Below are 12,829 nucleotides of genomic sequence, written 5' to 3' on the forward strand. Positions count from 1 at the left end.
CGGACGAAGGACGAGGGACGACATGACCGACCAGCCGTGGCTCGTCGTCGGGCTCGGCAACCCCGGGCCGACGTACGCGGGCAACCGCCACAACCTGGGCCACATGGTCCTCGACGTCCTGGCGGGCCGGGCCGCCGCCCGGTTCGCGCGCCACCCGCGGGCGCAGGCCGCCGTCGCCGAGGCCCGCATCGGGATGCTGCCCGGCGGGCGGCCCGGGCCGCGCGTCGTCCTGGCCAAACCGACGACGTACATGAACGTCTCCGGCGGCCCGGTGTCCGGGCTCGCGAAGTACTACGGGATCGACCCGGACCACGTCGTCGTGGTCCACGACGAGGTCGACATCCCGTTCGGCGCCGTGAAGCTGAAGATCGGCGGCGGCGAGGGCGGCCACAACGGTCTGCGCGACATCACGAAGGCCCTCGGCACCAAGGACTACGTGCGCGTGCGCGGGGGCGTCGGGCGCCCGCCGGGCCGCCAGGACACCGCCGACTTCGTGCTCAAGGACTTCAAGGGCCCCGAGGCCAAGGAGCTCCCGTTCCTGCTCGACGACGCCGCGGACGCCGTCGAGATGCTGCTCACCGACGGTCTGCTCGCCGCCCAGGGGAAGTACCACACGAAGGCGTAGCGCCGCCAGGCGCGTCAGGACGCCCGTTTTCACCCGGGTGAGGTCCCTTCGTCCCCCACCTCCGGCGGCCCCTCCGACCTAGGCTGAATGCCTGCGTTCGCGAGGGAGGACCGATGACCCACGGTGTCGCGCTCGCGCACGACTACGCGACCCAGCGTGGCGGCGCGGAGCGGGTCGCGCTGCTGCTCGCCGACGCGTTCCCCGGCTCGCCGATGTACACGACGCTGTACGACCCGGCCGGAACGTTCCCCGAGTTCGGCTCCCTCGACCTGCGGACGTCCGCGCTCGACCGGGCCGCGCTCTTGCGGCGGCACCACCGGGTCGCGCTCCCGTTCCTCGCGCCCGCCGTCGACCGCCAGCGCGTCGAGGCGGACGTCCTGCTCGCGTCGTCCACCGGCTGGGCGCACGGCTATCGGGGTGCGGGGCGCACGATCGTCTACTGCCACGCCCCGGCCCGGTGGCTGTACCAGCGCGACCGGTACCTGGGGCCGGCGGAGGGTTCCGCCGCGCACCGCGCCCGACGACGTGCCGCGGCCACCGCGCTCGGCCTCCTGTCCCCGGGGCTGCGCCGGTGGGACGGCGCCGCCGCCCGGCGCGCGGACGTCTACCTCGCCAACTCGACCGTGACGCAGCGCGCGATCCGCGACGCGTACGGGATCGAGGCAGAGGTGCTCGCGCCGCCGCCCGCGATGCTGCCCGACGGCGAGGAGCGTGCCCTCCCCGGCGTGGACCCCGGCTTCCTCCTGTGCGTGGCACGCCTGCTGCCGTACAAGAACGTCGACGTCGTCGTCGAGGCGGCGCTCGCGACAGGGCGCGAGCTCGTCGTCGTCGGGGACGGCCCCGACCGCGCCCGGCTGGAGGCGCAGGCGGCCCGCGGGGGCGGCCGCGTGCACCTGCTCGGCCGCGTCGACGACGCGACGCTGCGCTGGGTCTACCGGAACGCGTCGGCGCTCGTCGCGGCGTCGTACGAGGACTACGGGCTGTCGCCGCTCGAGGCCGGGGCGTTCGGGCGGCCGAGCGTGGTGCTGCGCGACGGCGGCTACCTCGACACGGTCGTGCACGGCGTCAACGGCGTGTTCTTCGACGCGCCGCGCCCCGACCTGGTGGCTGAGGCCGTCGAGGTGGCAGCGGGGCGCACGTGGGATGATGGCGCCGTCACGGCGCACGTCGCGACGTTCGGCCGTGAGCGTTTCGTCGAGCGGCTGCGGGGCGTCGTGGCCGAGCAGCAGGACCGCACCGTCGGCGCGGGCCGACCCGGTGGGGGGAGAGCACAGCGATGACCATCAGGGAGTTCCTCCGCACGATCTGGGCGGGCAAGTACTACGTGCTCGCCGCGGTCCTCGTCGTCGTCGCCGGTGCGCTGTTCTACGTGGACCGTCAGGAGACGATGTACCGCGCGACCGCGACGGTCCAGCTCTACGGCGTGCAGAGCGCGCAGGGCGGGGAGTCGCTCGTCGAGGTCACGGTGGCGACCGACGCCGACGACGTCACGTCGCCCGAGGTCGCGGACGCCGCCGCTGCCGCGCTCGGCGAGCCGGAGGCGGCGGACGAGCTGGCCGACCTGGTGTCCGGCGACGTCGACGGCGAGAGCAAGACGGTGGCGGTCGAGGCCACGACCACCGAGGAGGCGCAGTCGGTCGAGGTCGCGAACGCGTTCGCCGACGCGTACGTGGCCCAGCTCGTCGTCATCCAGGCCGACCAGGTCGCCGAGCTCGAGAGCCGCCGCCAGGCGCTCGCCGAGCAGCTCGCGGGCGTGCGCCAGCGCCTCGCTGCCGACCCGGAGGACCCGCTGGCGCTGGCCGAGCAGGACATCATCGTCGGCGACTACTCCGCGCTCACGGTGCAGATCAACTCGCTGCGCGGCATCGCCGTGCCGGGCGAGGTCGTCGCGCCCGCGACGGGGGCCGAGCCCCTCGGGCTCTCGCGGCTGACGGTGCTGGCGCTGGCCCTCGTCGTCGGCCTCGTGGCGGGGATCGGGCTCGCGTTCGCGCGTCGAGGTCTCGACGTCCGCGTCCGCAGCGCGTCCGAGTCCACGCGGCTCACCGAGACGCCCGTCCTCGCCGAGCTCTACGGCACGCGCCCGGCGGAGAGGGAGTTCGCCCACACGTACGCGCTGCCCGTCGCGAGCAAGGTGGCGACGCCGTTCACGGAGTCCATCCGTGAGCTGCGCACCGCCGTGCAGGTCTCGACCGCGGGCATGAAGCACGCCGTCGTCGTCGTCACGGCGGCCGACCCGTCGGCGCCGCGCTCGTTCATCACCGCGAACCTCGCGGCGTCCTTCGCGCTCAGCGGGCGACGCACCGTGGCGCTGTCCGGTGACCTGCGGCGCCCGCAGCTCGACCGCATGCTCCCTGCGCCCGAGGACTGGGCCGGGCAGGACCAGGAGCTGCGCCCGACCGCGGTCCCGAACCTGCGCGTCATGCCGGTGCCCGAGGAGGAGATGGACCCGGCGGACTTCCTCGCCACGGAGCGCGCGCGAGGCCTCGTCCGGAGCCTGCGCGAGCACGCGGAGGTCGTCGTGGTCGACGCGCCCCCCGTCCTGGCCGCCGCCGACGCGACGATCCTCGGCGGCTACGCGAACGGCGTCGTGCTCATCGCGTCGGCGGGCCGGACCGACCGTGCCGTGCTCGCGGAGGCGGTCGAGCGGCTGCGCGTCAGCAACGTCCCGCTCCTCGGCATCGCGCTGACCGGGGTCACGGGTGACCGCCGCATGCTCTACGCCTCGACGTACGGCGACGACACGGAGCAGGAGGCCGGGAGCGCCCGCGTGGCGGGGCCGGCTCCGTCCGCCGCGCCCGCGGTGACGGACCGCTCCGCGACCCGACAGCCAGAGGCCCCCGCCGAGCCGTCCGGACCCGCGCGGTCGAGCCGGCCCGGGGACGAGCCGGCCCCGGACGACGCCAGGCGTGCGGTCGGCACGCGACGCGCGTCGGCTGCCGCGGCGGCCGTCGCGGTCGACGACGCTGCGGCGCGCCCCGCGCCGCCCACGGTGCCCGCCGGGGGCGCGACCACGCCCGACGGCGCCGCGGCGTCCGGTGCTCCGCAGGCTCCGGGCAAGCGGCACGCCGTGCTCGCACCGGCGTGGAGCAAGGTCGAGCCGGCCGCGCCGGACGAGAGCGGTGACGAGCCCACGACCGACGAGCGCAAGCGCCCGTTCCGGTGGTGACCGCCCCGGGCGGTCAGCCGCTCCGGGTCCTCGTCCTCGACCACACCGCGGAGCTCGGCGGCGCGGAGCTCGCGCTCGTGCGCACGTGCGCGGCGCTCGGCCCCGAGGTCGACGTGCGGGCGCTGCTCTTCGCCGACGGCCCCCTGCGCGCGCGCCTCGAGGAGCTCGGCGTCCGGGTCGACGTCGTCGCCCTCGCGCCGTCCGTGGCGACCGCCGACCGCGAGCGTGCCGGGCGGCTCTCGACGACGACGCTGACGGGCGCCCTGAGCACGGTCCCCTTCCTCTGGCGGCTCGCGCGGCGCGTGCGGGCGCTGCGGCCCGACGTCGTGCACACGACGTCGCTCAAGGCCGACCTCCTGGGGATCGTGCCCGCCGCGCTCGCCCGCCGGCCCCTCGTGTGGCACGTCCACGACCGCATCGCCCCCGACTACCTGCCCGGACCGCTCGTCCGGGTCGTCCGCGGGCTGGCGCGCCGGGTCCCGGCGGCGGTGGTCGCGAACTCGCGCGCGACGGCGGAGACGCTGCCCGTGACGACCGCGGTCGCGTACCCGGGCTTCGCTCGCGAGCAGGCGCAGGGCGTCGAGGCCGCGCTCGCGGGGCGCGCGGACGTGCCAGATCCCCTGGTCGTCATGGTCGGGCGGATCAGCCCGACCAAGGGCCAGCTCGAGGTCGTGCGCGCGCTGCGCACGGTCGTGGACGCGGTGCCGGCGGCGCGGCTGCGGGTCGTCGGGGAGCCGGCGTTCGGCGCCGAGGACTACGCGGCGCTGGTCCGGGCGGAGGTGACCCGGCTCGGGCTCGACGACCACGTCGACCTCGTCGGCTTCGTCGCCGACCCGCGCGCGGAGCTCGACGGCGCGGCCGTGTGCGTGCACGCGTCGCCCGTGCCGGAGCCGTTCGGGCAGGTCGTCGTCGAGGCGATGGTCCGTGGCGTCCCGGTCGTCGCGACGCGGGCGGGGGGCGTCGAGGAGATCCTCGACGACCCCGAGGAGGGGCCTGCGACGCTCGGGCTCCTCGTGCCGCCCGGCGACGTCGACGCGCTCGCGACGGCACTCCTCGACGTGCTGCGCGACCCGGCCGCAGCCCGCGAGCGCGCAGTCCGGGCGCGGGCGTCGGCGCTCCGCCGGTTCCCGGTCGAGCGCACGGCGCGCGTGCTCACGGACGTCTGGACGTCCGTGTCCGGGCCAGCGCCGCGCGCATGAGCGCGGCCTGACCGCGCCAGGTCGGCACGTCGGGCGGGTCGGTGGCGAGCCGGTCGGCCCGCGGGGGCGCCGCGTCGCCGAGCGCGGCGAGCACCGCCGTCGGGAAGTCCTCGCCGGCGGCGACCCGCACCCCGGGCTCGTCCCGGAACCCGGCCACGGGCGTCGACACCACGGGTCGCTCGACGGCCCGGTACTCGTAGAGCTTGATGGGGTCCAGGCTGTCGGTGAACGCGTCGACGACGTGCGGGACGAGCAGGACGTCGGCGTGACGCAGGTAGGCCGGCACCGTGGTCCAGGCACGCGGCCCGAGGAGCACGACCCCGGCGCGGGCGAGGTCGGCGTGCTCGGCGGCGGAGAGGTCCACCACCGGGCCGACGAGCACCACGCGGGCGCGCCCGTCCAGCGCGCGGGCCGTCGCGAGGAGCAGCGGGACGTCGAACCGGTCGGGGTGGACGGTCCCGACGTAGAGCGCGACCCGGCCGGCGGGGAGGTCGTCCGGGCGGGCGAAGCCGCGCCGGTAGCGGTCGAGGTCGACGCCGTTCGTCAGGAGCGTCACGTCGCGGACCGCGCCCTTGCGCGCGACCAGGCCCGAGGAGCACACCGTGACCTCGGCGCACCGCTCCAGCAGCGTCGCCTCGTCCTCGACCAAGCGTGCGTGCTCGGTGGGGGAGCGGTCGGCGGCGAGCCAGTCGTCGGTGACGTCGTAGAGCGCGGGCCAGCCCGTGCGCCGTACGACGGCGGCGCCGGACGGGTCGTTGACCCACAGGACCGGGCGGCGCAGCCCGGCGCGGGCCGCGGCACGCTCGACGGACCGGGCGAGCCGGACGTCCACGCGTGGGTCGACCCTGCGCGGGAGCCACTTGGTCGGCTCGTGGAGGAGCACGCGTCCCGCGGCGATCCCGTCCAGGTCGGGCGCGGCCCGCAGGCCCCGCCCGGGACGGGGGGCGGCGCGCCGGCTGAGCCGGTGCAGCGGGTCGGCGGCCGGCTCGACGAACAGCACCCGCGCCGTCGGGTCCGCGCGGCACAGCTCCGTGACGAGGTACTGGTTGCGGCGCCACACGTCGTCCCAGCGCTCGAGCGACAGGACGACGACGTCGCCCGCGCCCCCAGCGCCCGCGGCGGCCGTCACGCGAGCACCGCGCGGTAGACGGCGTCCGTCCCGGCGACCTGCGCCGCGGGCGTGAAGCGCGCGCGCTGCGCGGCACGGCCGGCGGCGGCGCACGCGTCGCGGCGTCCGGGATCGGCTGCGAGAGCGGCCAGGGAGAGTCCGGCGGCGCCCGGGTCGAGCGGGGGGTAGAGCGTGAGCGGGTCGATCCCGCCGAGGGTCTCGCGGTGCCCGCCCGCCGCGGAGGCGACGACCGGCAGGCCGCTCGCCATCGCCTCGAGGACGCTCAGCCCCAGCCCTTCGACGGGGCACGGCGCCACGAGGAGGCCCGCGCGGCCCAGGATCGCGTCGACGTCGTCGCGCGCCCCGAGGAACGACGTGGCACCGTCGATGCCGAGCGACCGGGAGAGGTCCTGGAGCGCCGTCCGCTGCGCGCCGTCGCCCGCGACCTCGAGCCGCCACCCGCGGTCCGCGAGCCCCGACGCCGCGAACGCCTCGAGCGCGAGGTCGGTGCGCTTCTCGGCCTCGAGCCGCTGGACGACCAGCACGACGTCGTCGCGCGCGGCGGCGCCGCGCCCGTCGGGACGGTCCGCCACGCCAGGGTGCACCACGACGCTGTCGCCCTCCACGTGGTCCGCGACGTATCGGCTGATGGCGATCTGGGCCCGGACCGACGACGCCGCGACGACCGCGACGAGTCGTCCCCGGGCCCCGGTACCGCGCCGTCGGGCGAAGTGGCGGGTCGAGACGACCGGTGGGAACCGGCGCGTCGTGCGGGCCGCGACGGCGGCGGCGACCTCGGCTGCGGTCATGTGCACGTGGACGACGTCCGCCGCCGCCGCGTGCCGGCGCAGCGCCCGCACGACGTCGCCGGTCGAGGCCGCCGGGAGGAGGGGCACCGTGGGGTCGTCCACCGTCGCGCGCATGCCGTCGGGCGCCCCACCGACGACCGCGACGTCGTGGCCCGCGGCCGACTGCGCGCGCGCGAGCCGCGCCACGTGCCGCTCGACGCCGGCGAAGCCGTCGGACCGGACGGCGTGGAGGATCCTCACGGGCGTGGCTCCGATCGTGGGGTCGCGAGCGCCGTCGCGAGCTCGAGGTAGCGACGTGCGACGGCGTCCCAGTCGTGCCTCTCGGCGGCGGTACGCGCCCGCGTCGAGACCTCGGCGCGCGCGTCGTCGTCCAGGGCGGCGACGGCCGCGAGACCGGTGCGGACGCCCTCGACCGTCCGGTCCACCAGCCACCCGGTGACCCCGTCCTCGATGACGTCGGGCGCGTAGCCCACGGGGGTCGCGACGACGGGGACCCCGCACGCGAGCGCCTCGAGGACGACGAGCGCGTTCGCCTCGTAGGCGCTCGGCAGGGCGAGGGCGTCGGCGGCGTGGAGCCAGGGACGCGGGTCGGGCACGCGGCCGGCGAGGTGCACGCGGTCGGTCGTCCCGAGGCGGGCCACCCGGGCCCGGACGTCGGCGAGCATGTCGGGCGTGCCGCCGACGACGCTCACGTGGACGTCGGGCAGGTCCGCGGCCGCGGCGAGCACGAGGTCGAGGCCCTTGCGGTCGAACTCGTGCCCGACGAACACCACGTGGACGGCTCCCGCGGGCACGTCGGCCGCGGCGCGGGCGGCGACGCGCTCGGTGAGCGTGGGCGGCGCGAAGCGCACGACGTCCACGCCGTTGCCGATGACGACCGCCCGCGCGCGCAGCCGCGGGTACGTGCTGCGCAGCGCGTCGCGCTCCGACCGCGTGAGGTTGACGACCACGCGGTGGGAACGGCCGCGGTACCGGAGCGCGTCGCGGGCCGCCGTGAAGAGGTGCAGCGGGTTGCGCGCCATGCGCCACGCGTACCCGCCGCGCGCCCGCATGGCGACCCGGAGGATGCCATGGTTGACGTAGACGTCACCGGCGAGGACGTCGTTGTGGCAGATCGAGACGACCGCGTCCCCGGTCCCCCGGCCCGCGCGGCGCTCGCGGGCGACCCGGCGCCGCGCGAGGGCCGTCCCCACGGTGGAGAACCACACGACCCGTGCGAGGAGCACGAGCCGGCCCCGGACGCCCGGCCCCGGCTCGGGGAGCCACGTGCCGCGCGCGTCGGCGAGGGTGAAGCGCGCGGTCGGTACCCCGGCGCGCTCGAAGGCCTCCTCCAGGTGGTGGGCGACGCCGCCGACGCCGCTCCCCGGGGCGATCTCCGGGGCGATCTGCAGGATCCGCAGGTCGGTCATCGTTCGGCCATCTCCCGCACGGATCGCAGCTCGTCGAGAGGAAGCTCCCGACCGGTCATGTGGCGGGCGTGCCGGCGCGACTCGGCGTAGGACTCGGCGCCCAGGCACACGCCGACGATGACGAAGGGGACCGTCACCTGGACGGACACCCAGAAGAGGTCGAACTGCCCCTGGACGAAGCGCATCATGAGCATCGAGAACGCGAGGGTCCCGAAGCGCGGGTTGATCCGCCACAGCACGACCATCCCGCCGAGGAACAGCACGAGGAACCCGACGAGCCCGACGATCCCGGCGGACGTCAGCACCTCCAGCTCGACGTTGGGCGGCTGGAAGACGAACTCCGTGACGCCTGCGGTCCACCACCGCAGGCCCATGCCGACCCACGGGCTGCGCTGCCACACCTCGATCGAGTCGGCGTACCAGGTGAGCCGCTGGTTCGCGGAGTTGAACTGGTTGCCGGACGCGAGCTGCTCCTGCACCGCGAGCACGACGAAGTAGATCGCGGGGATCGCGGCGAGCAGGATGAGCTTCGAGCGCTTGCGGTCGGGGTCGCCGCGCAGCGTGATGAGCATGATGCCGATCGCGAGGCCGATGAGGGCTTGGCGCGCCTGCGCGGCGAGCACGCCGAGCGAGCACAGCCAGAACGCGCCGAGCGAGAACCAGCGCGGCCAGCCGACCCACCACGGACGCGCGTAGGCGGTCAGGGCGGCGAACGCGAGCACGCACCCGATGAAGTTCTTGTGCATCGCGAGCGGAGTCTCGATGTACACCGGTCCCGTGTTGCCCGCCGCGAGCTGCTGGAGCGCGACGAGGCAGGTCTGCGCAGCGATGGCGAGGCACGGCAGCAGGAAGAGGGTGAGGCCGAGCCGAGCGCGACCCGAGCGGCCGACGGCCCAGCCCAGGACGAGGGCGCCCGCGACGGAGAGCCAGGCGTGGAACCACTCGACGACGTTCGCGCTGAAGGGATTGACGAGCACGGTGAAGAGCGTCGCGACCTGGTAGACGAACGAGAGCCAGAGCATCGCGCGCATCGGCCGCGAGAACGGCCGTGGCGAGAAGAAGAGCGCGAACCAGAACGCGCCGAACAGCGCGAAGTCGCTGAGGGAGAGGTCGACCCCGCCCCCGCCGACGCGCTGGACGATCACGAGTGCGGGCATGGCGAGGATCGGCAGGGCCACCGGCTCGTACGCCGTGAGCCCGACGACGAGCACCACGAGCGCGCCGCCGACAGCGGCCATCTGGAGCTCGGGGACGACGAAGCCGAGGAGCGCGAGGAGCGCGACGACGACGGCCCCGCCCATGAGCCAGGCGGCGACGGTCCGGCCGCGCGCGACCACCGCGCCCGGGACGCGCGGCGCGCGGTAGAGCACGGGCCGGCGGCGCAGGAGCGGCGCGCGCTGGGTCACAGCGCCGACTCCGCGCGGACGGGGCCCGCGAGGTAGAGCCGGAGCCGTCGGCGCGCCGACTCGCGTGCATCCCCCCGCAGCGCGACGGAGCGGGCCGCCGCCCCGACCACGGCGCCGGCGCGCGCGAGCGCCCAACCCGCGCGGCCGTGGTGCTTGCGCAGGTAGCGCTCCTGCGACGCGTGGAAGTGCGTCTCCCGACGGGAGGGGTCGCTGCTGGTCGCGCCGCCGAGGTGCAGGGCGTGCGCCTCGGGCACGACGGCGTGCCGCCACCCGGACCGCACGGCGCGGTACGCCCAGTCGGTCTCCTCCGCGTAGAGGAAGAAGCGCTCGTCGAAGCCTCCCACGTCGTCCACCGCGGCGGTGTTGAGCAGCAGCACCGAGCCGATGACGAACGAGCGGTCCGCAGAGGCCCGGCGCAGCCGCGCGAGGCCGACCGCCTCGACCCATGTGGCCGCCGGGGACGGGAACGGCCAGACCACGCGCGCCCGGACGCCGTCGTCGTCGACCTGCTCCGGTCCCACGCTCGCGATCCCCGGGGCGGCGTGCAGCGCGCGGTGGAGGGTCTGGACGTCCTCGGGCGTCACGACCGCGTCCGGGTTGAGCAGCAGGACGTCGGCGCCGGGCGCCTGGCGGTGGGCGAGCGCGTGGTTGACCCCCGCGGCGAACCCGCCGTTGCGGCCGGGGTCGAGGTAGCGTCCGCCCGCGAGCTCGGTGATCTCCCGGATCTCGGGCAGGGACGAGTTGTCGACGACCGTGATCGGGTACTTCCCGGCGAGCGGCGCGAGCGCGTCGCGCACCATCGCGGGGGAGCCGTACGCGACGACGACGACCTCGGGTGGCACGGCCGCGGACGTGCCGTCCTTCCCGCGCGCACGCGCCGGGCCTGGACCCTCGCCGACCGCCGTGAGGTAGAGCTCCTCGTAGCGGCGGGCGACCTCGGCCCACGAGCAGGACGCCGCGCGCTCGGTGCCCGCGGCGCGCAGGCGGTCCGCCAGGCCGTCCTCGTCCCGGACGCGCGCGAGCGCGGCGCGCAGGGCAGCGGGATCCTCGGGGGCCACGAGCAGGCCCGCGCCGCCGACGACGTCGGGCAGCGCGCCCGTGCGGCTCGCCACGACCGGGACGCCGCACGCCATGGCCTCGACCGCGACGCGCCCGAACTGCTCGACCCAGCCGGGCGTCTCGCGCGACGGGACGGCGAGCGCGTCGAGGGAGCGGTAGAACGCGACGAGGTCGTCGCCCGTGAGCGCGCCGACGAACCGGACCCGGTCGCCGAGCGGGCGCGCCGCCTCCTCGAGCGCCGCGCGGTCCGGGCCGTCGCCCGCGACGACGAGGTCGAGCCGGTCGTCGTCCGCGACCGCCGCGAGGAGCACGTCGACGCCCTTGTGGTGCGCGAGCCGCCCCGCGTACCCGACGCGGAGGCGAACCGCACCCTGCCCCGTGCGTGCGACGTCCGGGACGGCGTCGGGCGCGGGCGCGAAGACCGCGGGGTCGACGCCCAGCGGGACCGTCTCGACGAGACCCCGGGCGCCCTTGGTGCGCACGATCCTGCCCGCCTCGTCGTTGCAGACCGACACCGCGGCGGCGTCGCGCAGCGCTCGCGCCTCGAGCCACCGGAACGGCCACGGGTAGCGCTTGTCGAGGTTCTGCGCCGAGTAGAGGAGGTACGGCGGCGCGGGGCGACGCGACAGGACCGCGCGCAGCCGGCGCAGCAGGAGGACCTCCGCCGTCGCGAGCGCGAAGGGCTCCTCGTGCACGTCCAGCACGTCCCACTCCTGCCCGAGCGCGCGCCACAGGGGGACCGGGTCGTAGACGAAGAGCGCCGGGTGCGTCCCGAGGGTCCGCACGCCCCGCACCGGCTCACCGGGGCGTGGCACGAGGCGGACGGTCGCGCCGCCCTCGTCCCACGCGCGCGCCGAGAGCAGCCGGACGTCGACCCCCCGCGCGCGCAGCTCACGCTCGCGCTCGCGCCAGGCGTCGACCACGGCGCTGTGCGAGACGCGGAGGACCCTCATGTGGGAGATTGTCCCCCAGCAGGCCACGGATCCCGCGGGAATCCGCCGATTTCACCCCATCCGTCCGCGGGCCGGGTGCGGTGGCCGTGCAGGACGGGGACGCGGCGGGGACGCGACGAAGACACGGAGGAGCACGTGGGCGAGGCCCGGCAGACGGACGAGGACGGCACCGTCCTCCCGAGCGTGAGCGTCGTCGTCGCGACGAACCGCGGCGGGCCGTTCCTCGCGGAGGCGCTCGCGTCCGTCCTCGCGCAGTCGTACCCCGCCGCCGAGCTCGTCGTCGTCGACGACGGCTCGCCCGAGCCGGCGGACCTGCTCCGGCTCGTCGAGGACGCGGCGCGGGACGTCGCGGCTCCTCGCCCCCGCGTGGTGCGGCGGGCGCCCGCGGGCGTGTCGGCGGCGCGCAACGCCGGGGTCGCAGAGAGCTCCGGCGAGCTGGTCGCGTTCCTCGACGACGACGACCGCTGGCGCCCGGACCGGCTGCGGCGGCACGCCGAGGTCATGGCCGCGCGGCCGGAGGTCGTGGTGAGCTACTGCGGGATGCGCACGATCGACGCCGAGGGTGCCGAGCTCGTCGCCGCGGACCAGCGGGCCGCCGACGACCAGCGCGCCGTGATCCGCGGACCGGGCGTCATGCTCCCGAACCTCGTGATCCGTCGGGAGACGTTCGACGCCGTCGGCGGCTTCGACCCGGAGTATCGGCAGGGCGAGGACTTGGACCTCGTCCTGAAGGCCGCCGCGCGGGGGCCGTTCGCCTTCGTGGACGACGTCCTCGTGGACTACCGCCACCACACGTCGAACACCACGCGCTCCCACCGCGACCTGGCGACGAGCCTGCGCGTCATCCTGCGCCGGCACCGGGACGACGCGCGTGCGGCGGGCCGCCGCGACCTCGTGCTCGCCTACGACGACCGGCTCGCCGCCAACGAGCGGTTCGCGTGGTGGAGCGCTGGTCGAGCCGCGCGCTCCGCGCTCCGCCTGCGTCGGCCCGTTGCCGCGTTCGGTGAGGTGGCCTGGGCGGTCCGGTTCGCGCCCGGCGCGCCGGTCCGCCGGGCCTGGGCCGGGGTGGGGCGCACGTCGCGCGCGTGAGACCGC

Annotated in this window: 10 protein-coding genes; 5 read left to right on the top strand and 5 right to left on the bottom strand. The window is 76.4% G+C overall.

Features of this window, described 5'->3' with window-relative positions:
• Nucleotides 1-22: 22 nt before the first annotated feature.
• The 4 genes from pth to AC6CH9_RS15370 all read left to right on the top strand — a co-directional run bounded on the left by pth (nucleotide 23) and on the right by AC6CH9_RS15370 (nucleotide 4,990).
• Nucleotides 23-625, top strand: coding sequence for an aminoacyl-tRNA hydrolase (gene pth / locus AC6CH9_RS15355; protein WP_498155664.1), 603 nt, complete (start codon nucleotides 23-25; stop codon nucleotides 623-625).
• A 113-nt stretch (nucleotides 626-738) separates the two neighbouring features.
• On the top strand, nucleotides 739-1,905 hold the full coding sequence (locus AC6CH9_RS15360; protein WP_498155665.1) for a glycosyltransferase: 1,167 nt from the start codon (nucleotides 739-741) through the stop codon (nucleotides 1,903-1,905).
• Nucleotides 1,902-3,791, top strand: a complete 1,890-nt coding sequence (locus AC6CH9_RS15365; protein WP_498155666.1) for a tyrosine-protein kinase family protein — start codon at nucleotides 1,902-1,904, stop codon at nucleotides 3,789-3,791. The genes AC6CH9_RS15360 and AC6CH9_RS15365 overlap by 4 nt, the downstream gene beginning before the upstream one ends.
• The gene (locus tag AC6CH9_RS15370) at nucleotides 3,788-4,990 is read left to right on the top strand and encodes a glycosyltransferase family 4 protein (RefSeq protein ID WP_498155667.1); all 1,203 of its coding nucleotides are present in this window, start codon (nucleotides 3,788-3,790) and stop codon (nucleotides 4,988-4,990) included. Before AC6CH9_RS15365 ends, AC6CH9_RS15370 begins: the two co-directional genes overlap by 4 nt.
• Here the strand turns inward: AC6CH9_RS15370 and AC6CH9_RS15375 are convergent.
• From AC6CH9_RS15375 to AC6CH9_RS15395, 5 genes are read right to left on the bottom strand one after another with little or no spacing between them, the layout of a single operon-like run.
• Nucleotides 4,944-6,119: a glycosyltransferase gene (locus tag AC6CH9_RS15375; protein ID WP_498155668.1), complete on the bottom strand. Its 1,176-nt coding sequence runs from the start codon at nucleotides 6,117-6,119 to the stop codon at nucleotides 4,944-4,946. The two genes, AC6CH9_RS15370 and AC6CH9_RS15375, sit on opposite strands and share 47 nt — an antisense overlap.
• A complete protein-coding gene (locus tag AC6CH9_RS15380) occupies nucleotides 6,116-7,147 on the bottom strand; it encodes a glycosyltransferase family 4 protein (RefSeq protein WP_498155669.1) in 1,032 nt (343 codons plus the stop codon). The genes AC6CH9_RS15375 and AC6CH9_RS15380 overlap by 4 nt, the downstream gene beginning before the upstream one ends.
• On the bottom strand, nucleotides 7,144-8,316 hold the full coding sequence (locus AC6CH9_RS15385) for a glycosyltransferase family 4 protein (protein WP_498155670.1): 1,173 nt from the start codon (nucleotides 8,314-8,316) through the stop codon (nucleotides 7,144-7,146). The genes AC6CH9_RS15380 and AC6CH9_RS15385 overlap by 4 nt, the downstream gene beginning before the upstream one ends.
• Nucleotides 8,313-9,722 carry an O-antigen ligase family protein gene (locus AC6CH9_RS15390; protein WP_498155671.1) on the bottom strand — a complete coding sequence of 470 codons (1,410 nt, stop codon included), beginning with the start codon at nucleotides 9,720-9,722 and terminating at the stop codon, nucleotides 8,313-8,315. The genes AC6CH9_RS15385 and AC6CH9_RS15390 overlap by 4 nt, the downstream gene beginning before the upstream one ends.
• Nucleotides 9,719-11,734, bottom strand: a complete 2,016-nt coding sequence (locus AC6CH9_RS15395; RefSeq protein WP_498155672.1) for a glycosyltransferase — start codon at nucleotides 11,732-11,734, stop codon at nucleotides 9,719-9,721. The genes AC6CH9_RS15390 and AC6CH9_RS15395 overlap by 4 nt, the downstream gene beginning before the upstream one ends.
• Nucleotides 11,735-11,869: 135 nt before the next feature.
• Between AC6CH9_RS15395 and AC6CH9_RS15400 the strand changes: the two genes are divergently transcribed.
• Nucleotides 11,870-12,823: a glycosyltransferase family 2 protein gene (locus AC6CH9_RS15400; protein ID WP_498155673.1), complete on the top strand. Its 954-nt coding sequence runs from the start codon at nucleotides 11,870-11,872 to the stop codon at nucleotides 12,821-12,823.
• Nucleotides 12,824-12,829 lie beyond the last annotated feature (6 nt).

The sequence above is a fragment of the Cellulosimicrobium sp. GQ32 genome, from assembly GCF_059758455.1.